Source organism: Kineococcus sp. G2 (assembly GCF_037154035.1).
Lineage (GTDB): Bacteria > Actinomycetota > Actinomycetes > Actinomycetales > Kineococcaceae > Kineococcus.
The window spans coordinates 24,689-46,006 of sequence record NZ_JBBBEM010000062.1; the positions used below are offsets into that span (position 1 = coordinate 24,689).

15 protein-coding genes are annotated in these 21,318 nt (G+C 75.9%); 6 read left to right on the forward strand and 9 right to left on the reverse strand.

What is annotated here, in order from left to right:
* Positions 1-118 precede the first annotated feature (118 nt).
* Positions 119-1,498: an ATP-binding protein gene (locus tag V9U69_RS10480; RefSeq protein ID WP_337061709.1), complete on the forward strand. Its 1,380-nt coding sequence runs from the start codon at positions 119-121 to the stop codon at positions 1,496-1,498.
* Positions 1,499-1,554: 56 nt separating this feature from the next.
* Positions 1,555-2,970 carry an ATP-binding protein gene (locus V9U69_RS10485; protein WP_337061710.1) on the forward strand — a complete coding sequence of 472 codons (1,416 nt, stop codon included), beginning with the start codon at positions 1,555-1,557 and terminating at the stop codon, positions 2,968-2,970.
* 47 nt (positions 2,971-3,017) lie between these two features.
* On the opposite strand, the gene V9U69_RS10490 is transcribed toward V9U69_RS10485, so the two are convergent.
* From V9U69_RS10490 to V9U69_RS10515, 6 genes are all read right to left on the reverse strand, one after another.
* Positions 3,018-4,559 (reverse strand): plasmid pRiA4b ORF-3 family protein, encoded by a 1,542-nt coding sequence (locus V9U69_RS10490; protein WP_337061711.1) that lies wholly within the window; start codon positions 4,557-4,559, stop codon positions 3,018-3,020.
* 78 nt (positions 4,560-4,637) lie between these two features.
* Positions 4,638-5,882 (reverse strand): TIGR02679 family protein, encoded by a 1,245-nt coding sequence (locus V9U69_RS10495; RefSeq protein ID WP_337061713.1) that lies wholly within the window; start codon positions 5,880-5,882, stop codon positions 4,638-4,640.
* Positions 5,879-9,979: a TIGR02680 family protein gene (locus V9U69_RS10500; RefSeq protein ID WP_337061715.1), complete on the reverse strand. Its 4,101-nt coding sequence runs from the start codon at positions 9,977-9,979 to the stop codon at positions 5,879-5,881. Before V9U69_RS10500 ends, V9U69_RS10495 begins: the two co-directional genes overlap by 4 nt.
* Positions 9,976-11,175 (reverse strand): TIGR02678 family protein, encoded by a 1,200-nt coding sequence (locus V9U69_RS10505; RefSeq protein ID WP_337061717.1) that lies wholly within the window; start codon positions 11,173-11,175, stop codon positions 9,976-9,978. The genes V9U69_RS10500 and V9U69_RS10505 overlap by 4 nt, the downstream gene beginning before the upstream one ends.
* Entirely contained in the window at positions 11,172-12,740 is a 1,569-nt protein-coding gene (locus V9U69_RS10510) for a TIGR02677 family protein (protein ID WP_337061718.1), read from the reverse strand. The genes V9U69_RS10505 and V9U69_RS10510 overlap by 4 nt, the downstream gene beginning before the upstream one ends.
* On the reverse strand, positions 12,737-13,639 hold the full coding sequence (locus tag V9U69_RS10515; RefSeq protein ID WP_442907721.1) for an EamA family transporter: 903 nt from the start codon (positions 13,637-13,639) through the stop codon (positions 12,737-12,739). The genes V9U69_RS10510 and V9U69_RS10515 overlap by 4 nt, the downstream gene beginning before the upstream one ends.
* Positions 13,640-13,751: 112 nt before the next feature.
* On the opposite strand from V9U69_RS10515, the gene pdxR reads away from it, so the two are divergent.
* Complete coding sequence (gene pdxR / locus V9U69_RS10520; protein ID WP_442907718.1) at positions 13,752-15,275, forward strand: MocR-like pyridoxine biosynthesis transcription factor PdxR; 1,524 nt, start codon at positions 13,752-13,754, stop codon at positions 15,273-15,275.
* A 35-nt stretch (positions 15,276-15,310) separates the two neighbouring features.
* Here pdxR and V9U69_RS10525 read toward each other — a convergent pair whose 3' ends face one another.
* Both V9U69_RS10525 and V9U69_RS10530 read right to left on the reverse strand, forming a co-directional pair.
* Positions 15,311-17,068: a putative bifunctional diguanylate cyclase/phosphodiesterase gene (locus tag V9U69_RS10525; protein WP_337061721.1), complete on the reverse strand. Its 1,758-nt coding sequence runs from the start codon at positions 17,066-17,068 to the stop codon at positions 15,311-15,313.
* A complete protein-coding gene (locus V9U69_RS10530) occupies positions 17,065-17,904 on the reverse strand; it encodes an alpha/beta fold hydrolase (RefSeq protein WP_337061723.1) in 840 nt (279 codons plus the stop codon). The genes V9U69_RS10525 and V9U69_RS10530 overlap by 4 nt, the downstream gene beginning before the upstream one ends.
* A 169-nt stretch (positions 17,905-18,073) precedes the next feature.
* Here V9U69_RS10530 and V9U69_RS10535 point away from each other — a divergent pair, with 169 nt between their 5' ends.
* The 3 genes from V9U69_RS10535 (at position 18,074) to V9U69_RS19315 (ending at position 19,983) form a co-directional block, all read left to right on the forward strand.
* Positions 18,074-18,340: a hypothetical protein gene (locus tag V9U69_RS10535; protein ID WP_337061725.1), complete on the forward strand. Its 267-nt coding sequence runs from the start codon at positions 18,074-18,076 to the stop codon at positions 18,338-18,340.
* 35 nt (positions 18,341-18,375) lie between these two features.
* Positions 18,376-19,221, forward strand: a complete 846-nt coding sequence (locus V9U69_RS10540) for a hypothetical protein (RefSeq protein ID WP_337061726.1) — start codon at positions 18,376-18,378, stop codon at positions 19,219-19,221.
* Positions 19,222-19,326: 105 nt separating this feature from the next.
* Entirely contained in the window at positions 19,327-19,983 is a 657-nt protein-coding gene (locus V9U69_RS19315) for a helix-turn-helix domain-containing protein (protein ID WP_442907719.1), read from the forward strand.
* On the opposite strand, the gene V9U69_RS10545 is transcribed toward V9U69_RS19315, so the two are convergent.
* Positions 19,901-21,046 (reverse strand): NAD(P)/FAD-dependent oxidoreductase, encoded by a 1,146-nt coding sequence (locus tag V9U69_RS10545; RefSeq protein ID WP_442907722.1) that lies wholly within the window; start codon positions 21,044-21,046, stop codon positions 19,901-19,903. The genes V9U69_RS19315 and V9U69_RS10545 overlap by 83 nt on opposite strands.
* Positions 21,047-21,318: the final 272 nt, after the last annotated feature.

Here is a 21,318-nt window from a genome sequence, read left to right on the forward strand (position 1 = left end):
TGGCACGGGTGCGTGCGCGGTGCTGGACGAGGCTTTCCCGATCAACCTGCGCACCTCCTTCGACTGCCGCTACTTACCTCACTCGTAAGTTGCGTCTGACGTAAGTTACGGTGGGGCCGTGGTCCCCTTCGTGCACCGCGACTCCGAACTCGCTCAGTTGACCCGCTGGTGGAACGACCCCGCAGCGGGAGCGGCACTGCTCTGGGGACGCCGACGCGTCGGCAAGACGGCCCTGCTCCAGCGGTTCTCCGAGACGACCGCGCCCGTTCGGACGATCTTCCACACCGGTGCCGGCAGGCCCGCCCGCGCCGAGCTGCAGCAGCTGTCCCGCGCGGTGCCCCCGGCGCTGCGGGGAGTGCGGGACCTGGCGAGCCGCCCCTTCGCCGACGCCGACGACCTCTTGGACCACCTCGCCCGCGAGGCGCAGGACGAGCCCGTCCTCCTCGTCCTCGACGAGTACCCGGAACTGCTGCGCTCGGTGCCGGAGCTGTCCGGGGTGCTGCGCGCCTTCCTCGACCGGCCAGCCGGCCGCGGTGTGCGGGTCCTGCTGTGCGGGTCGGCGGTGCGCAGCATGGCGGAACTGCAGGAAGAGCGTTCGCCGCTGTTCGGGCGCTTCGGGCTGCGCCTGCAGCTGCACCCCTTCGCCCCGCACGAGGTCCCCGCCCTGCTGCCCGGCCTCACCCCCGCCGAACGGGCGCAGGTGTACGCCCTCCTCGGCGGCATGCCGCTGTACCTGTCCTGGTGGGACACCGCCGACGACCTCGCCGGGAACCTGAAGCGGCTCGCGACCCGGCCCGGCGGCCTGCTGCTCACCGAGGGCGACCTGCTCCTGGCCACCGAGGTCGAGCGCGGCGACCAGCCGGCCGCCGTCCTCCAGGCCATCGCCACCGGCAGGACCAAGCACCAGGAGATCAAGGCGTGGGTCGGTGCCGAACCCAGCCGCACCCTCGAGAAGCTCATCGAGCTGCGCCTCGTCGAGCGGATCGTGCCCGTCACCGAAGACCCCCGGCGCACCCGGCGGCGCAGCTACCGCATCGCCGACAACTTCCTCGCCTTCCACCTCGGTCTGCTCGGCCGGTACCGCCCGGAGATCGAACGCGGCCTCGGGGAATCGATCCTGCCCGTCCTGCTGGACAGCCTCGACGACGCCAGCGGCCCGGCGTGGGAGGTCACGGTGCGCGACCACGTCCGCCGGCTCGCCGCCGCGGGGGAGTTCGGCGACGAGGTGGTCGCCGTCGGGCCGTGGTGGCGCGGCGACGGCACCGACGAGATCGACGTCGTGGCGCTCGCCGGCCGGCAGCGCCGGCCCGTGCTGGTCGGCGAGGTGAAGTGGCGGCGCGAGGTGGACGGGGACCGGCTGGTGCGGACGCTGCGCGCCAAGGCCGCCGGGCTGGACGTCGACGTGGAGGAGCTGCGGTTCCTCGTCGCCGCGCGGGAGGACGTGCGGGTGCGGGCGGAGGAGCCGGTGGTCGTCACGGCGGCGGACGTCTTCGCCTGATGAGCGCTCACCGGTCATGAGGCATGCATCTACTCTTAAAATGTTAGAGTAGATGCATGGAGCGAGTGGACGTCGACCGTGCCCTGGCGTCGCCCCTCGAGGACGTCGGTCGCGCTCTGAGCGTGCTCCCGGAAGACCAGTGGTTCGAGCGCAAGAGCGCCCGCGTGAGCCCGGCGAAGCTGAGCCAGGCGGTCGTCGCCTTCGCCAACGCCGAGGGCGGCACGATCGTCGTCGGTGTCCACGACGGCCGGGTCGAGGGCACCGACGCAGACCCGAGGCACCGCAACGAGCTGCAGCAGGTCCACGTGCAGCACGTCCAGCCGCCCGCCCGCGTCCACACGCGTCTGGTGCCGTGCCGCACCGACGGCGGCCGCGACGACCACCTCCTCGTCGTGGACGTCAGCCCCGGGGACGACGTGCACGCCACCACGAGGGACGACGTGTACCTCCGGCTCGGCGACGAGACGCGACGGCTCACCTACGTGCAGCGGCGTGAGCTGTTCTTCGACCGCAGGCAGGCCGGCTTCGAGTCCGAACTCACCCTGATCCGCCTCGACGACACCGCTGCCGTCGACGTCGAAGCCGCGGAGGAGTACGCCACCCGCGTCGGGCACCCGCACTGGCAGGGCCTGCTCGCGGCGCGCGGGCTGGCGCGCGACGGGCGCCTCACCGTCGCCGGCCTCCTGCTCTTCGGGCGGCACCCCGGTAGCGAACTGCCCAACGCCCACGTCCGGGCCACACGGTTCGCCGGCCGTGAGCGCGGGACGGGTGCGCGTCAGCAGGTCGTCTCGGACCGGCGGTTCGAGGGAGCCCTGCCGCGGCTGCTGGCCGAGGTCTTCGACCACGTCCGGCAGGTCCAGCCCCGCCGTCGGGCGCTGGCCAGGGGCGGGCGCTTCGAGGACGTCCCAGCCGTTCCCGAGGACGCCTGGCTGGAGGCCGTCGTGAACGCCGTCGTGCACCGGTCCTACAGCCTGCAGAGCGACCACGTGCACGTGGACGTCTTCGACGACCGCATCGAGGTCGAGAGCCCCGGCCGGTTCCCCGGGCTCGCCGACCTTCGGGACCCGCTGTCCCTGCACCGCTTCGCGCGCAACCCCCGCATCGCCCGGGTGTGCGCGGATCTGGCCTTCGGGCAGGAGTTCGGCGAGGGGATCCGCCGCATGTTCGACGAGATGCGCCTCGCAGGTCTCCAGCCGCCCCTCTACCGGCAGACGGAGGGCAGCGTCCGGCTGACGCTGTCCGCCGACCTCGGTGCACAGCCCGGCGACGACCGGCTGCCGGAGGAGACCCGCCTGGTCGTCACGGCGTTGCGGGAGGCGGGACGGTTGGGGACGCGCGACCTCGCCGAGGTCATGGGGCGCACGCGCCCGACCGCGGTCAAGAAGCTCGCCGAGATGCGCGAGCGGGGCGTCATCCGCTGGAACGGTCAGTCCGCCCGAGACCCCCGGGCCTACTGGGACCTGCCGGGGTAGCACCTGCGGGTGCACGTCGAGGGACGCGTGCGACGGAGCTCCCCGGATCAGCCGCCCGTCAGGGCCAGCCGGGCCAGCGCCACCACCTCGGGTGGTTGTGCGCCGGTCCCCGCCACCGGCGCCGTCGTCGCGGCACCCAGCTGGACGAGGACCTCGGCCGTCATCCGGCCGGCCTCGTACACGTCGGCGCTGCGCAGCGGCCCGTCGGTGCGTGCCCACCCGAGTTCGTGCAAGACCTCCACGGCGAGCGCGACGTCCCGCTGGGCGTGCACCGGGCGGCCTGCCGCGACCCCCAGCAGCAGGACCAGGCCGGCGACCCGCTCGTACTCGGCGGAACCGGCGGGCAGCCTGTCGGCCAGGTGCCGCAGCAGGGCGAGCGGGTCGTGGCGGACCTTCTTCGCCGCCGCTGTCAGGAGCAACCGGCCACGGTTCTTCCGGAGCAACCCGCTGCCCTGCAGCGCCGAGCGCAGGATCACGAGCGGCACGGCGTCGGCCTCGCGGGGTTTCGCGCCGCGCCCGCGCCAGATCCGGTCGATGGTCAGCACGTCGAACGCCGCGGCGACCACGGCCGGCGGCAGGTACCCGGCCTGCGTGAGGACGATGCCGTCGTCGCCGACCTGGTCCAGCAGCCAGCGGATCCCCGCGGTCTGCCGGGCGGCGGTCCCCTCCTGCGGAACCCCGGTGAGGTGCTGGTGCGGCAACGCCTCGCGGGCGAGGGCGACGAGGCGCTCGGCGAGGTCCGGGGAGATCCGCGGCAGGACCGCCACGAGCGCGGCGGGCACCCCGGTGGCGTCCACCCCGCCGGTGACGTCGTCGGGGAACAGCGGCCCGGCCGGCCCGGCGGCGAGCGCCTCGTCGGTCTCCTGCACCGAGAAGCCTTCCGGGTCGCCCAGCCCGTAGTACGCCAGGCGCTCGCGGTCGTCCTCGTCCAGGGCCCGGCCCGCCTGCTGCTCCGCACGCAGGTCCAGCAGCGACTGGTAGCCCCACGGCCCGCCGCAGTCCTCCGGTGGGCACGCCCGCCGGCCCGCCACGCAGCGCGGCCGCGGGTCGTCGCGGGCGGGGGTGACGGCCTCCAGCTTGATCGTGTGGTCCCAGCCGTCACCGAAGTCGTACGTGTACAGCAATCGGTCGCCGGGTTCGCCGAGCACCTGGTCGAGGCGCACGTCCGCCTCCGCTGCGCCCTGCTCGCCCTCGGCGACGTCGAACGCGGTGAGCAGTTGCGGTTCGAAGCGGTCGGCGGGGCCGGTCAACCGGCGGCGGAACGCGTGCAGGTGGCTGTTCGTCCAGCCCATCGCGGTCTGCAGCACGTCGTGGAAGGCGTCCAGGAGCAGGTCCGAGGACACCTCGAGGCGGCGCCAGATCGGCGGGCGGACGTCGTCGAGGTCGACCCGGACCCGGTACGTCACCACCTCGGGCCGCGGTGGCAGCAGGGTGGGCTGGGGGGTGGGGAACAGCCCGGGGAACAACAGGCCCCTCACCGCGGCGGCCTTGTCCGCGAGCGAGCCGTTCAGCAGGGCGTCACGCACGGCCGGTGGCAGATCGGTGTTCGGGTCGGCGTTCGGGTCGTCGTCCGGGGGCCGTCGGGGCATGCGCCCAGGGTAGGTGCGCGTCGGGTGTCCACGACCCACCCCGCCCCTCGGTGATCAAGGGAGTGGCAACTTCCTTGATCACTGAGGGAGGTGGGTGGCGAGGTCGGTGAGGAGTTCCTCCAGCACGGCCTCCTCGTCCACGCCGAGGCCGGTGCGCTCCACCTCGGCGGACAGTTCCGGGTCCCACGGCGTCGCCACCGGGTTCCCGCGCAGCGGCCGGCCCGCCGAGCGGACGGCACGGCGGTAGTCGTCCACGCCGAGCCGCCACGGTTGCGCGCCCATCGCGATCACCGAGGCGGCGATCGACAACCCGCCCCGATCCAGGTCGCCGTGGTAGCGCAGCATCGCGCCCGAGGCGAGCAGCGAACGCACCAGGAAGACCCCGGCGGCGCTCGGCCGCCCCGCCAGGCACACCAGCGAGGGAGTGCGCGCACCGAACCGCTCCAGGGCGGCGCTGAGCACGACGGGGTTCTCGCACGCGTGCACCACCCGCCCGGCCACCGGGAACTCCGCAGGTTCCGCGGTCAGGTGCCGCAGGGTGAGGACCGTCGGCAACCCGGCGGCCCGGAACGCCTCCAGCGCGCAGCCCGTGGCGGTGCTCCCCCCGGGCAGGCCGGCGACCAGGACCGTCGAGGAGACGTCGTCCAGCGCGACGCCCACACCCGCCCACACCGCACGCCGGTCCGCTGCCGAGGTGGGGGAGGGGGAACCGGTCAGCGTTGCCGCCGCGGACAGCACCAGTCCCGCCAGGGGACCGGCGTCCAGGCCGTGCGGATCGCGCACCGCGCGCTGGGCGAGGGAACCCAGCGCCTCGCCGGACGAGGGCAGCGCGGCCAGCACCGCGCGCAGGTCCGCGACGAGGCGGGCGGGGTCGTCCGCGCCGTTCAGCGCCCGCCGCAGGGACGGTGCGCTGCGCACCGACGACCACCACGGCCCCCACCGGGCCTCGCGCTCCACCAGGTCATCCAGTGGGCGGACCAGTCCTGCCCACGCCTGCCGTGCCGCGGCTGCGGCATCGGCGCGCACCACCACCGGGCCGTCGAGGTGCTGCACCGCCGACGCCAGCCCCTCTGGCCAGGCGCCGCTGCCGCGCAGCACCGCGTCGACGTCCGCCAGCCGCACCGACAACCCACCGGAGTTCCGCGGTGCTCGCCCCAGCAACCGCTCCGCCGCGGAACGCTCCGCAGCGGTGGGCTCGCGCAGCGACGCGGTCCCCGCCAAGGGTTTGCCCGAACTCAGCCGTTCGCGCACCCGCCGCCGCAGCCACGCCGTCTCCGCGCCGCCCAGCAGGGACCGCAACCGCGCGTCGCCGGGGACGTTCACGAGAACAAGTCGTCCTGCTCGACCCCGGGGTGCGTGCGGGGTGCCGGGGCGACGGCCGGTGTCGTGGGACGGGGCAGTTGCTCACGGGCGCGGCCGTCCCAGCGGAACGACGTCACCAGCACTGCGTCGATCCCCTCCCGCCGGGAGAGCTGGCAGATGCCGATGCCGGGGACCTGCGGGTAGCAGGCCCACTCCCGTTCGCTGGTCATCACCACGTCCAGGTCGAACTCGGCGAGCAGACCCAGGTAGTCGGCGCGGGCGGTGTCGTCGACGCCGGCGAACGCCTCGTCCAGGGTGATGATGCGCGGGGCGTGCGGGTTCCCCGCGGAGCGGTAGTGCGCGGAGGCGGCGGCGAACAGCGGCACGCTCGCGGCGAGGACGCGCTCCCCGCCGGATGCCGGGCCGCTGGCCGGGCGCCACTGGCCGTTCTGGTGCCGCTGCACGGCGAACCGGTGCCAGTGCCGGTAGTCCAGCGCGGTCGTCAGGTGCTCCAGCCACGTCCCCGCGGTGCTGTCCTGGCGCACCGCCTGGATGCGGCGCTGCAGGAACTCCCCCACGGCGGTGCGGTCCTCCGCCGACCAGGCGTCGGCGCTCTGCCGCAGCAACCGGCGCCGCGCCTCTGCCAGGCCCGCGGGACCGTCCTCCACCGGCAGCCACTGCATCCGCAGCCGCATCCCCGTGCTGGTGGGCCGCTGCTCCAGTTCGGCGTTCATCTGCAGCACGTGCTGCTCGGCGGTGCGGATGAGCTCCTGCAGCTGCGCGGCGACCTCCGCGACGAGGTGGTTCTCCAGCACCTCCCGCTCGCGGGCGTCCAGCAACCGCTGCCGCTGCCCGGCGTCGGCGTCCAGGTCGGTGCGCAGCTCGTGCACGGTGGTGGAGCGGCCGGCGAAGCGCACCTCCACCACGACGGCGCCCTCCGCCACGGACAGCAGCGCGGAGTTCCCGCGGCGCGCCAGGGTGTCGTTGAGCTTCTTCACCTCCGCGCCGACGGCCGCCTGGGCGCGCTCGAACTCCTTCTCGTCGAGCTCCTCGGGGATCGCGGTGTCCAGGCGGCGGGCGAACTGCACCGCCGGGCTCGCCGCCCACGGCGCCTCCCGGCCGGGGGCGTCGACGCCTGCGCCGGTCGCGGCGACGACACCGGTGCCGGTGAACCGCTGCAGGGCCGCCACGGCGGCGTCCCGGTCGGCCTCCGCCTGCGCCGACTGGCCGGTCAGCTGCTCGTGACGGCCGCGTGCCGCACCGAGGGCGAGCGTGGCGGTGGACCGTTCCGCGTCCGCCGCCGTGAGCTGCCCGGCCAGGGCCTCCAGGGCCGCGCGCACCTCCCCGAGGCGGCGCTGCAGGTCCGCGACCTCCGCGCCCGTGGTGCTGCGCAACGCTTCCAGCCGGGCCTGTGTCGCCGCACCGGCCTGCTCCCGCTCCCGCTGCACGGCGGCGGCCCGTTCCGCCTCGTCCGCGGCCCGCTGCGCCTCGGCGCGGGCGCGCACCAGTTCCGCGTGGGCGCGCCCCGCCTCCCGCAGCCGGGACCGCAGGTCGCCGGCGCGTTCGCGGAACTCCGCGACCGCGGACAGCACCGCCTCCACCGCGGTGCGTTCCGGTACCAGCCGCACGTCGCGAGCCTCCCCGGCAGCGCGCAGCTCGGCCTCCCGCACGACCGCGACGGCCCGTTCCAGCGCGTCACCGGCCCGGGTGACCGCCTCGGCGGCTCGCCGCGCCTCGCCCTCCGTGGAGGTCCGGGTGGCGTGCGCGGCGTGCAGGGGTGCCTCGTCGGGCAGCGCACGGCGTTCCGCGGCCAGCACGTCGCCGCGCCGGTCGATCCGCACAGCCTCGGCCTGCGCGTCAGCGACCTCGACGGCGAGCGCGGCCAGTTCCGCGTCCACGGCGGCCAGGCGCTCGCGCCGGGCGCTCTCCCGGGCGCCGCGCCCGACGAACTCCGCCCGGTGCTTCCCCCACCGGCCCGTGAGCACGCCGAGGCGGAACGACCCGTCCACCCCGACGGCGGTGCCCGCGCCGTCCGCGGAACCCCGGGCGATGCCGGCGAGCGCGGCGGCCACGACGTCGTCGCTCAAGGTCGCGGCCTGCGCGTCGGCGCGGTCCACGGCCGGCACGAGCACCCCCAGCAGGCTGTCCCCGGCCACCACGGCACCGGCCGTGAGCAGCACGTCGCCGTCCGGGGCGGTGCGCAGCGAGGCGTCCGGGCAGATCCAGGCGTCGAGCAGGCCGGCGGCCTCCAGGGCCGCCTCCAGCCCGGCCCGCTCGCCCTCGGGCAGGTCCGGCGCGAAGTCGACGACCTGCCACAACGGTGCTCCCGGCCGGTGGCGCCGGTCCGCGGGACGGGTGCGGGGGACGTCCGGTGCGGTGCCCTCCCCGGCCAGCAACCGCTCCCGTTCCGCGCGCAGGTCGCGGACGCGGCCGGTGAGGTCGCGCACGTGCAGTTCCGCCGCAGCCCGTGCCGCCGCCAGTTCCCGCGCGGCACGCTCGTGAGCGGTGTCCGCGGCGATCCCCAGCGGGGAGCGCCCGTCCAGCGTCGCCGTCCACCACCGCGTCTCGTCCAGGACGCCGGCGGGGTCGTCGAGGACGAGCTCGGTGGCGGTCTCCAGGGCGGCGCGGGCCGCGTCCAGGTGGGCGGTGGCGGCCGCCTCGACCGCGTCCTGCGCCTCGGTGGCGCGGGCGGCGGCGGCGTCGGCGTGCGCGGTGGCCCGGTCGTGCTCGGCCTGCCCGGCGGCGACCCGTGCGCGCGCCGCGTCCAGTTCCCGCAGCAGCACGCGCACGTGCTCGGCCTCGGTGCGCCGCCGCTGCGCCACCTCCAGCAGCACGGCGTGGTGCGCCTCCGCGTCGACGTCCCCGGCCGCGGGGTCGGGGGTTCCCGGGTGGCGGGGAACGCCGGCGTCCGTGGCCGCAGTGCGCAGCGCCTCGTCGGCGGCGGCCAGTTCCGCGCGGGCACGCTGATCGGTGCCCTCCCGCTCGTCCAGCCGGGCCCGGGACGACGTGGAGCTCGCCGCGGTGGCCTGCGCGGTGCGCCGGGCGTCGGCGGCCGCGGTCGCCGCCAGCCGCGCGGAGTTCTCCGCCTCGGCCAGTTCGCTGATGCGGGTGTCACCGGCGAGGACGCGGTGCTCCTCGTCCAGGCGCGTGCGCTGCCGCTGCATCTCGTGCAGGTCGCGCTCAGCGGCCACCAGCCGCGCGTCGGCCTCCTCGCGGTCGGTCGCGGCGCGGCGCAGGTCGCGGCCGTGCCGCTCGTAGCGCGAGTGAGCGGTGAGCAGTTCACGCGTGCGGCGCTTCGCCGCGGCCCGGGCGTAGCGGCGGTAGTGGTCCTCGAACGCGGCGGCCGCGTCGCGCGCCTCCAGCACCGCCCGCAGGTCGTTCCGGTCGTCGTCGAGGGTGCGGAACGCCTCGGCGACGTCGGCGAGCACCCCCGCGTCCACCGGCGGCAGCGCCTCGGTGAGCGCCGCCGACAGCGCCCGCTCGTCGGGGCGCTTGGTCAGCTGCGGCTGGCGCAACTGGATCAGCAGGTCCACCAGGGCGCCGTAGCGGTCCTCCCCCAGTCGGAAGAACGTCTCGTCGACGTGACGGCGGTACGCACCTCGCGAGTCGAACACGGTGCCCGACGCGCCGAGGGCGTCGACGAGCCGGTCGCGCGGCAGTGCCGTGCCGGTGCGGTCCACCAGGTGCAGGTCCTCCCCGCAGCGCGCGGTGGTGGAGAAGAACCAGTGCCGGGCGACGCCCCTGCCGGTGACGGCCTTCATGCCGCACCCCAGAGTGCGGAACTCCTCGGTGCCGTCCGCGCGGACCCGCCCCAGTTCCAGCCAGGTGTACCCGGTGCGCTCGGTGTGCGGGTGCGCCCCGCCGAGCAGCAGGTTCCACTCCATGCGCTTGCCGCGGTCGCCGTCCGGCTCCACCCGGTGCGCGGACAGGTCCGCGTCCAGCAGGAACGGCAGCGTCAGCGCCAGCACCTTCGACTTGCCGGCGCCGTTGTTGCCGCGCAGCAGCAACCGGCCGTCGTGGAACCAGAACTCCTCGAGGTCGTAGTGGTACAGGTCCACCAGGCCCGCGCGCAGCGGCTGCCATCGTGAGCGCGACGGTCGGGGCGGTGCGGGGTTCACGGTTCCTCCGGAGGAGCGGGGGGCGGGGGAACGGGACCGCGCAGGGCGTAGCGGTGCAGCGGCGGCAGGGCGCTCACCGCGCCCGGCACCACCCGCACCAGGCGCAGTGCCGCGAGGCGGTCGACGGCGTCGGCCACCAGGGCGATCTCCGCGCCGGGGTCGGCCGAGCCCTTGCGCCAGTTCGGGCGGTTCTCCTGCGCGAGCCGGTGCACGTGCCGGCGCAGTCCGTCCAGGGAGACCGGCTCCGGGTCGCGCGCTGTGAGCAGCTCCGCCACCAGCAGGGCGACGTGACCGCCGGTGCCGTCCTCGGGCATGCGCAGGTCGGTGAGCTCGTCCGCCGGATCGACCATCGCGATGCCCTCCGCGCGCACCTCCGCCACCAGCCCGGTGAACTCCTCGATCCGCCGGCACAGGGCTGTGCGCTGGCTCGTCAGGTACGCGGCCTCCTCGGCGTCGAGGTCGGTGTGCAGCAGCACCGGGTCGTCCAGCAACCGGCGGGTCAGACGGTGCCGCACCGCGCGGGTGCGGGCCTCCTCCGTCAGCGGTGGCGGTGCCGCGATCAGCGCCTCGAGCCGTTCTCCGGGGTCGGTGGCGGGAACGGTGGAGGGTCCGCGCTCGGCGGCGAGCAGGCTCGCCAGGACGCGCCGGTCCACGTCGTACAGCACGTCCCCGGTGGCGCGCACGAACGTCTCCTCGTCACCGCTGACGCGCCGGACCACGCCCATCTCCAGCAGGGTCCGCGCGACGGCCGCCAGGTCGCGGCGCTCCTCGGCCGTCTGCAGGGAGAACTCCACCCCGGTCGCGGCGAGGTCGGGGTCCGCGGCCTGCAGCAGCACCTCGTCGGCCAGCACGCCCAGGGTGACCTGCGCCTCGGAGCGGGACAGCACCGCCAGCGCCAGGCAGAGCAGCACGTACCGGCGCCGGGAGAACGGCCGCTTCTGCCCGTCCAGCAGCGGGCGGGTGCCGTCGCCGGGGTCGGCGGGAACCTTCTCCAGGCGGGCCAGTTCCGGGTCCACGATCAGGCGCCAGCCGGTGTTCACCTCGAACCACGCGCGCAGGACGTCGGCGTGCCGGCGCACCAGGGGGAACTCGTCCTCCGTCGGGCCCAGCAGGGGCCGGCGCAGCAGGGCGCGCGCCGCGCGGCGCTGCTCGTGGACCCGTTCCGCCTCCAGGCGGTCCAGCAGCGGCCCGCTCACACCGGCGCCGTCCCCGGGGCAGGCCCCGCAGCGGCTTCGGCGATCTCGACGAGGCCGTCCGGCAGGTGCAGCGTGCCGTGCTCGGTGCGCACCGCGACGACGCCCGCTCCCGGCAGCAGGGTCAGCCGCACCCGCAGCGAACCGTCCGCCGACGTCACCTCGCTCACGGCACCCGCCTCGCCGGGTCGGCGCGCGGCGACCGCCCGGCCCAGCAGGTCCAGGAACACGGGGAACGCCGCGCCGGACAGTTCCGGCAGGTCCGACAGGCGCCGTTCACCGGACGTCAGCAGTTCCGCGCGCGCCGCCAGCAGCTGCTCGTGCTCGGCGGCGGCCAGCTGCAGCAGGTGCCGCCGCCGCGCCGAACGGTCCTCCACGCGAGCGGGGCGCCCGCGGCGCTCGTGGTGGCCGGTGCGGCGGAACTGCGGGCTGATGCGCAGCGGCTCGGCCTGCGCCCACGGCAGGACGGTGCGCGACGGGTCGGCCTCCCTCGCGGTGAGCGTCTCGCCGTCGATGCTGAGGTGCCGGGCGGGCGCCAGGGCGAAGGCGCTGCGCCACAGGCGGTGCCGCGCTTCGTCGTCGGGAGCCTGCGCGAACCACAGCGCCAGCCGGCGGAAGTCCGCCGAGCGGTCGGAACGGCCCGAGCGGCGCTCGTTGAGGGTCGTGACCGCGCGCAGCAGTTGCGGAACCGCGGAACGGGCCCGCCCGCGCAGCAGGTCCTTCTGGCTGGGCGTCTCGCGCGAGCCGACGAACCACCCGTGCAGTCCGCGCCAGCGCCGGTGCCACGCCTCGTGCACCCGGTTCACCTCCCGGGCGCGCTGGAGATCGGCGTCCGTACCCTCGCCCGGCGCCAGGTCCGCGGCCTCGCGCGCCGCCACCGCGTCCAGCAGGTCCCGCACCCCGGCGTCCTCCGCGGTGGCGACGAGGCCGCTGATCTCCGAACCCGTGGTGACCAGGTCCGAGACGAAGCGCTCCAGGTACTCGATCAGCCGGTCCTTGTACGCGACGAACGCGTCCGTGTCGGCGTCCTGCAGGTCGATGGAACGCTGCATCGACGCCAGGAACTCCGAGGCGTTCTGCGCCAACGACTCCAGTCGCTGCATCAGCGCCGCCAGCAGGTGCGCGGCGCGCGCCACGTCCGTCGCGTCCTCGCGCAGCAGCACGACCAGGGCGCGCAGGTGCTCGGCGATGTCCTCCAGCGCCACCGCCTGCAGCGCACCGCGCCGGCCCAGCGCCTCCTCGTACACCACCAGCGCCCGCTCGGCGGCCTGACCGGCGGGGGTGAGCTGGTAGAGGTAGCGGGCGCGGTGAAAGTCCTCCACGCTCGTCACCCGCCCCGTGTCCGGATCGGCGCGCAGGTTGCCCCAGCCGACCAGCTGGGTCAGGGCGCTCTCCACCGCCTCCTGGCCGGGACTGCTCCCGGTGCGGTCCAGCTCGGTGTGCACGTCCTCCGGGCGCAGGTGCAGCGCGTAGCGCTCACGGGCCTCGGCGAAGACGCCCAGCACGGCGCGGTAGGTGGAGGCGTTCTCGGCGGCCAGGTGCGCGAAGGGGCGTGCGGTCCCGCTCATCCGGCCTCCCGTGCTCGAGGATCGCCATCGACCCTACGTCGTCCGCGCGGGTGGGGAGCCGGGTCCTCGCCGACGGCGGGTGCCGCGGTCGCGAGGTCCAGCACGAGGCCACCGACAACCACGACCACCCCGGCCCACACGAGCACCCCGGGCACCGGCCCGCCCAGCAGCACCCCGCCGCCCGCGGCCGCCACCGGCGCCACCCCGGTGAGCAGCCCGGCGCCGCCCGCGCCGAGGCGCCGGACGGCGGAGTACCAGAGCACGAACGCCACCGCGGTGACGCCGACGGCGAGGTGCGCGGTGGCGAGCAGGTCCGCGGTGGTGAGCCCCAGGACGGCGCCCGGCTCGTCGACGAGCACCGCGAGGGCGCCGAAGCCGAGCGCCGCCATCCACGTGGTGTGCACGGACACGCCCCACGCGCCGTGCCGGCGCAGCACCGGGACGGCCAGCAGCGTGAAGGCCGCCTCGCAGGCGAGCACCACGAGCGCCCACGCCAGCCCGGCGCTGTCGCTGCGGCCGAACCCCTGCACCAGCGCCGCCCCGGCGGTGACGACGGCGGCCGCCACCACGGCGCGGGCCCGCGGACGGCGGCCCTCCAGCAGCGGGCCCAGCACGGCCAGCAGCAGCGGCACGCTCGCCACCGCGACGCCGAGGACGGCGGGTTCGGCGTGCTGAGCGCCCCGCACCAGCGCCACGTTGAACAGCACCAGCCCGGCCGCGCACACCGCCGCCAGCCACGCCCACTCGCGCCCGCGGGGACGGTGCGGGCGGCGCCCGACGGCACGGGCCGCGGCGAGCAGCAGCGCGGACGCGGCGGCGTAGCGCACGGCCTGCACCGTCCACAGCGGCGCGTCCCCCAGCGCGCCGGAGACGGCGGCGCTGCTGCCGACCAGCGCCATCGCGGTCGCCCCGGCGAGCACCGCGGGCCACCGGCGCGCGGGCCGGCGCCCGGCGGTTCCCCGGGTGTCGGGTTCCGGGTGGGGAGCGTGGGCGGGAGCGGTCACGGGTGGGATGCTGGCCGCGCGGTGGACCTCTCGACAGGTCCGATCGCGATCGGGTCGAGTGGACCGGTGGTCGAGCCGGCCGGTGAGCGGAGCGGTGGTGGACGGGGCGGGTTCGGACTTCCTGTCGCTGGACGTGCGCGCCGTCCCGCGCGGGCGGATCACCGAGGAACTGGTGCGGCGGTTGCGGGAGGCGGTCGCCGACGGCCGGCTCGCGGCGGGCACCGCGCTGCCGTCGACGCGGGTGCTCGCCGCGGACCTCGGCGTCTCGCGCGGCGTGGTCGTCGAGGTGTACCGGCGCCTGGCCGACGAAGGGCTCGTCGCCGCGCGCACCGGGTCGGCGACGCGGGTGCTGGGCGGTGCCGTCCCGCAGAACCCGGTCCCGGCCGTACCTCCCGCAGGCCGGGAGCTCCCCGCGCAACCCGCCCGGTTGCCGCTGGCGGGCTCCGGCACCGAGTTCAACCTCGCGCCCGGGCTCCCCGACGTGTCGGCGTTCCCGCGCGCCGCGTGGCTGCGGGCCGAGCGCGCCGTGCTGCGCGGTGCCACCACCGCCGACCTCGGCTACGGCGATCCGCGCGGCCACCCGCGCCTGCGCGCGGAACTGGCCGGGTGGCTCGCCCGCACCCGCGGGTTGCGCGTCGGCGCCGAGGACGTCGTCGTGGTCACCGGGGTGGCGCAGTCCCTCGCACTGCTCGCGCAGGTCCTGCGCGGCCGGGGGCAGACGCGCATCGGCGTGGAGGACCCGGGTTCGCGCGGCGCCCGCGACCAGCTCGCGCACTGGGGTCTGCAGCCGGAACCCGTCCCGGTCGACGCCGACGGCGTGCGGGTCGACGCGCTCGCCGCCAGCGGTGCCGGAACGGTGCTGCTCACCCCCGCGCACCAGTTCCCCACCGGGGTGGTGCTCGCCCCGCACCGCCGCCGCGAACTCCTGCGGTGGGCCCGTGCCGGGAACCTCGTCGTCGAGGACGACTACGACGCCGAGCACCGCTACGACCACGCGCCCGTGCCGGCGCTGCACGCCTCCGCCCCCGAGCACGTCGCCCACACCGGCAGCACCTCGAAGACCCTGGCGCCCGGTGCACGGATCGGCTGGCTCGTCGCACCGCACCGGTTGCGGGCGGACCTGGTGGCGGCCAAGCACGCCGCCGACCTCGGCAACCCCGCCCTGCCGCAACTGGTGCTCGCCGAGCTCATCGCCACCGGTGAGCTGGAACGGCACGTGCGCCGGGTCCGCACCCGTCAGCGACTCCGGCGCGACGCGCTCCTGGCGGCGCTGCACCGGCACCTGCCCGGTGCGCGGGTGCAGGGGATCGCGGCGGGCCTGCACCTGCTCGTGACGCTGCCGCACGCGGAACCCGGCGCGGACGTGCGGATCGCTTCCCGCGCCGCCGAGGCGGGGGTCCTCGTGCATCCGCTGTCGTGGCACCGGGTGCGGCCGGGGCCACCCGGGCTGGTCCTCGGCTACGCGGCGAGCACCCCCGACGGGCTGCGCGAGGCGGTGCGGCGGATCGCGCCGCTCGTCACCGCACCCTGAACCGGGCCACCACCCCGCCCGGTTCCGCCCGGGGTTCAGCGCGAGCGCACCCACTCCTGAAGCGCCTGAACCGTCAGCGGCCGCGAGAAGAAGTACCCCTGCACGTAGTCGCACCCCATCGCCGCCAGGGCGTCGAGCTGCGCCCGCGTCTCCACGCCCTCCGCGACGGCGCGGACCCCGACGCCGTGGGCGAGCTGCACGCAGGTGCGCACGATCGCCGTGTCGCCGTCGTTCACGCCCAGGCCGGTGACGAACGAGCGGTCGATCTTCAGCTCGTCGACGGGGAAGCGCTGCAGGTACGTCAGGCTCGCGTACCCGGTGCCGAAGTCGTCCACGGCGATGCCGACACCGAGGTCCTTCAACGCGGCCAGCGTCGCCGCGGCGGCCTCGGGGTCGTTCACCAGCGCGGTCTCGGTGACCTCCAGGACCAGCAGGTGCGGGTCCAGGCCGTGGCGGTTCAGCGTCGCCGTCACGGAACCCACGAGCCCGGGGTCGGTGAGCTGCCGGGTGGACAGGTTCACCGCCACCTCGATCGCGGGGGTTCCCGGGTCGCGGGCCCAGCGGGCCGCCTGCTCCACCGCCGTGTCGAGGACCCGCGCACCGAGCTCGCGCACCAGGCCGGACTGCTCGGCCAGGTCGATGAACTCCACCGGGGCCAGCAGGCCGCGCACCGGGTGCTGCCAGCGCACCAGCGCCTCCACGCCCGCGACGGAACCGTCGTGCACGGCGACCCGCGGCTGGTAGTGCACCCGGAGCTCACCGTCGGCGATGCCGCGGCGCAGCTCCCCCAGCAGGCGCAGCCGGTCCACGGTCGCGTCGGTGCGGTGCGGGTCGTGCACCTCGACGCGGCCGCGGCCGCGGGCCTTCGCGCGGTGCATCGCCACCCCGGCGTCGTGCAGCGCCCGCTCCGCCGAACCCGGTCCCGGCGCGGCGACCACGGCACCGATGCTGGCGGAGACGACGACCTCCAGGCCGTCGAGGACGACCGGGGCGGTCAGCGGTTCCAGGAGCCGTTCGGCCAGTTCCCGGGCACCGTCGGCGTCGCAGCGGTCCACCACCACGAACTCGTCCGCGGACAACCGCGCCACCGTGGCGGACTCGCGCACCGACGTGCGCAACCGCTGCGCCACCGTCACCAGCAGCTCGTCACCAGCGGGCGTCCCCAGGCTCTCGTTCACGACGGTGAAGTGGTCCAGGTCCACCACCAGCACCGCCACGGGAGAACCCGGCCCGGCCAGCGCCGACGCCAGGTGCCCGGTCAGCCCGGCGCGGTTCGGCAACCCGGTGAGCGGGTCCTCCAGCGCGCGCCGGCGCGCGTCCGCTTCCGCGGCGGCGCGGCGGTCGTCGGCCTCCTCCACGCGGTGCAGCGCCGCGATCAGCTCCTGCTCGTGGGCGCGCCGCTCCGGGGCGCTGAACACCACGATCCGCACCTCCGCCTCCGCCCCGCCCCGCGCGGGGACGCGGGTGGCGGTGACGAGGGCGGGCAGGCGGGAACGGTCGGCGGCGACGACCTCGACGACGACCTCGCTGACGCCCCCGGTGGTGCCGAGCTGCGGCGCGGAGTGCGTCGACCACAGGATCCGGTCGCCCACCGGCAGCAGGCGCCCGAACGCCGAACCCACCAGGTCCTCGCGCCGGTGCCCCGACCAGGTCAGGAACGTCTCGTTGACGCGGGTGACCACCCCGCCGTCCGTCGTCGTCAGGTACCCGCAGGGGGCGTTCTCGAACAGCGCCTCGAAACCGCCGGGGAGGCCCTCGGCGGGTGAGGAGGTGGGGGTGTCGACGGCCGTCACGGGCGGCCGGGCAGGTGCGCCAGGACCACCGACGCCGTCTCCGCGGGCGCGCTGACGTGGGGGCAGTGCCCGGACGCGTCCAGGTCCACCAGCGTCGCGCGCGGCAGCCGTGCGGCGACCTCCCGGGTCGCCGACTCCGGGGCGAGGGCGTCGTCGCGGCACTGCAGGACCAGCGTCGGGACCTGCACGCGGGTGAGCAGCTCGCGGGAGTCGGCGAGGAACGTGGCCCGGGCGAAGTCGCGCGCGGTGCCGGGGTGCAGCCGGCGGAACGATCCGGCGAACTCCTCACCCAGCTCCGGACGGTCCGGGTTCCCCATGATCATCGGCCCGACGGCCGCGGTCCACGCCAGGTAGTTGTGGTCCAGGGAGGCCAGCAGCTCCTCGACGTCCTCGGTGGAGAACCCGCCGTCGTAGCCGGTCGCGGGGTCGTCGGTGTACCGCGCCGACGGGGCGAGCATGACGAGCTGCCGGAACCGCTCCGGGGCGCGCAGGGCGGCGCGCGCGGCGATCATCGAGCTGACGCTGTGCGCGACGACGACGACGTCCCGCAGGTCCAGCTCCTCGCACACGTCCACGAGGTCGTCGGCGTACCCGTCGAGGGTGGAGTACCGCTCGCGGTCGTAGGTGCCGGCGTCGAACCGTCCGGCACCGGCCTGGTCGACGAGCACGACGCGGTGCTCACCGGTGAACGCCGGCAGCAGCGGCCGCCACACCTGCTGGTCCGATCCGAACCCGTGCACGAGCAGCACCACCGGGCCGTCGGGGCGGCCGTGCACGGTGACGTGGTGGCGGGCGGCCGCGGAGCCGGAGACCGCAGCGGCGGGGGGAGTGCTCACGACGGCGTCCTTCACGGAAGGTGGTGGGCGGCGCGGGGTCCCGGCCGACCCACCCGGTGTCGGCCGATCAGCGCCGCGACTTGAGCGGCGAACGGGGAAGCGGGGGCGGCCCCGCGGCGTTGAGAGGAGTGGCGGTGCTCTGCCGCCGTTCCCCAGCCAGGAGGCACCTGTGAAGGGCGATCGCGTGGAGGTCGTCGTCGACGCCGGCGGCGACACCCGGACCTACGAGGTGGCGGCGACCCGCGCGGGCCGTCGCGTGGAGGTCGCGCACGGCCGCGGCCTCGTGGAGGTCACGGAGGTGACCCGGGGCGGCACTGCCGTGCGGACCGCCCGGTTCATGGCGGCGCGCGTCATCGCGCTCGTCGAGCACCCCTCGCCGCGCGCGGCGGCGGAGGACGACGACGAGACGGTGACCCCGCTGCGGGTCACCGCCTGAACGCACCGGCCCGCCGCGGCGGCACCCGGGCCGGGGTGCTCGCGGCCGCCGTGCTCACCGTCGCCGCGGCGGGCGTGGTCCACGCGGTGACGGCGGAACCGCCCGCGCGCCGGGTGCGCTGCGGGGAGGTGCTCACCGCCGACGTGCGCCTGGCCGCCGACCTGCGGTGCGACGGTCCGGGCGGTCTCGTCGTGGCCGCCGACGGGGTCGACGTCGACCTCGACGGCCACGCGGTCACCGGCCCCGGCCTCGTCACGGGCCGCTCCTCCGCCGCGCACGGGATCTCCGTGCGGGCCCGCGGCGCCACGGTCCGCGACGGCCGCGTCGACGGCTGGGACGTCGGGATCGACGTCGTGGCGCGCGGTGCCACCGCGGCCGTGCGGGACGTGCGGCTGGAGGCGGACGGCGTGGGTGCGGCCGTGGGCGAGGGCAGTTCCCTGTACGTCACCACCTCCCTGCTGCGGGGCAGCAACACCGGCGCCACCGCGCAGGGGACCCTCGTCGTCGACCGCTCCCGCGTCGAGGAGAACTTCACCGGCGTCGCCGTCCAGACGGGCGAACCGGGCGGGCCGGTCACGCTGCGGCGCACCCTCCTGCGGCACAACCACATCGGCCTGCTGTGCCACCGCCCGGGTTTCCTCGTCGAGCGCAGCGCGTTCGCCGCCAACGACACGGCGCTCGTCACCAGCGACTGCGCGCCGTGGACGGTGCGCGAGTCCGCCTTCACCGGCAACGCGCTGCACCTGTGGCTGGACGAGTCGCGCCCCTTCACGTTCGCCTGCACCTCCTTCACCCCGCGGGACGTGCCGCAGGAGGTGCGGGTGCAGCCGTGCGCGGCGCGCACCGGCGCGGTGCTCCGGGCGGGGACCGCTGGCGGGTGAGGTCCGGCAGGACCACCGCCGTCGATTCCGAGGGACCCCACTTATCGCTGTGCCGAGAGGTGATCCGCGGACCTGACCAATCCGCTGCGCACCGTCGCGCAGACCGTGGACGCCGACGTCCTGCTCGCGCTCAGCCGTGCTCGACGGCCGCTGAGCGGTGCGGCGGTCGCTCGCCTCGCCGGTCGCTCCCACGCCCGGACCCGGTCCTGCCTGCACCGCCTCGTCGAGCACGGGCTCCTGCTCGCGGAGGACACCGGACCAGCCGTCCTGTACCGCCTGAACCCCGATCACGTCCTGGCCGGCCCCGACAGCGACGTCGACCTGCTGCTGGTGCGCAGCCACGGTGTGGACCCGGACGGGGCCTGGGGGGAGCAGGTGCACAGGACCGGATCGGAACTGGAAGCCCTCACGGGGAACGCGGTGCAGTTCGTGCAGGTCACCGACCACCAGTTCGCCGAAGCCGTGCGCCAGGACCAGCCGCTCGTCGCGAGCCTGCGTGAGGACGGCCGCGTCCTCGTCGGCCTGTCCCTCTCCGAACTGCTCCTGCGGGAACGCCGACGTGAGCGCGCGCACGACCCGCACCGCCGTCCTGCGGCGTGCGCAGGAGCTCGTCGACGCTGCGAGGTCCGCGGTGCGGTGAGCCCGCTCCACGGCTTGGAGCGCTCCGCTCCGGCACCCCTCAGCGCGTGGTGGCCGCGAACCGGTCCGGGCGGAACGGCTCCAGCAGCGGAACGCGCTCGCCCAGCACCTCGCGGGCGGTGAACTCGCCCAGGACCAGCCCGAGGGTCGCGCCGCTGTGGGTGAACAGCACGTGCAGGCCCGCCACGCCGGGCACCTCGCCCGCGACGGGCTCGCCGTCGCCCGGGATCGGTTTCGGGCCGACGCCCCGGCGCGTCACCTCCAGCCGCGGGTTCCCCGCCAGCACCCGCGACGCCTCCGCGAGCAGCCCGTCGACCGTCGAGGCCGCCACCGCGTAGTCACCCTCGCCGCGCACGACGACCTCCTCCTCCGACCAGGCGGAGTCCAGCACGAACGTGCCGTGCGGGGTGGGGCGGATCGCCACCCGCGGGGTGTTCAGGACCGCGCGCAGCGGGTGGTCGATCCGCTGCGTCTCCAGCAGCAGCGCGACGGGGGAGGCGTCGGGCAGTTCCACGCCCAGGGCGGCCAGGTCGCGCGGTACCCGCGCACCCGTCGCCCACACCACCGCGTCGGTCCCGAAGGTGCGCCCGGAGGCGGTCTCGACCCCGCTCACCCGGTCGCCCGAGACCACGGGGCGGGCACGGCCGACGCCGGTGTGCACCTCACCGCCGGCGGCGCGCACCTGCTCCAGCAGCGCCTCGACCAGCAGCGGCAGGTCCACCCACCCCTCGCCGGGGTTGAACACCGCCCCCTCCTCGGCGACGGCGGTGACGTCCACGCCCGGCGCCCACGCGGCGACCTCGTCGGGCGCCAGCCACACCGAGTCGTAGCCGGTCGAGAGCTCGTGCGCGTGCCGCTCGCGGTGGCTCTCGCCCGGTCCGGCCCACGTCAGCCCGCCGTCGAAGCGGACCCGGTCGTGCAGGCCCGTGCGGACGGCGAACGTGCGGTAGCGGTCGATGCCCACGGTGCGCAGCCGGTGGTAGGCGTCGCTGCGCGCGCCGGCGGAGTTCAGCCACGACAGGGAGCGCCCGCTGGCGCCGGAGGCGATGCTCGCCTCGGTGACCAGGTCGACGCGAGCGCCGGCGCGGGCCAGGTGGGCGGCCGTCGAGATGCCCAGGACACCCCCGCCGACGACGACCACGCGCGGGGAACCACCGCGGGTGGTGGCCGGGAACGCGGTGCTCACCGCGGCCGGGCGGGACGAGGAGGGCGTCTCGGTGCTCACCACCCCATCCTCACCCCTCCCCGCAGCACCCCACCCCCCTCGGTGATCAAGGAAGTTGCCACTTCCTTGATCACCGAGGGGGAGGGTGGGCGCAGGTAGTTGCGCTTTGAAGGAAAGAGGGGCTATGGTCGACCTAGAAGTTGAACACTCAACGACCTGGGGAGACCACCATGGCCTGGTTCGGCCGCAAGAACGACACCACGAGCACCGCGAACGGGGCGGCCACCGCCACC

What these genes read in the sequence shown, in the direction of transcription:
- V9U69_RS10485 (WP_337061710.1), top strand. Translation starts at nt 1,555, where the DNA reads ATGGAGCGAGTGGACGTCGACCGTGCCCTGGCGTCGCCCCTCGAGGAC.
- V9U69_RS10490 (WP_337061711.1), bottom strand. Translation starts at nt 4,559, where the DNA reads ATGCCCCGACGGCCCCCGGACGACGACCCGAACGCCGACCCGAACACC.
- V9U69_RS10510 (WP_337061718.1), bottom strand. Translation starts at nt 12,740, where the DNA reads ATGAGCGGGACCGCACGCCCCTTCGCGCACCTGGCCGCCGAGAACGCC.
- V9U69_RS10515 (WP_442907721.1), bottom strand. Translation starts at nt 13,639, where the DNA reads ATGGCGCTGGTCGGCAGCAGCGCCGCCGTCTCCGGCGCGCTGGGGGAC.
- pdxR (WP_442907718.1), top strand. Translation starts at nt 13,752, where the DNA reads ATGCTGGCCGCGCGGTGGACCTCTCGACAGGTCCGATCGCGATCGGGT.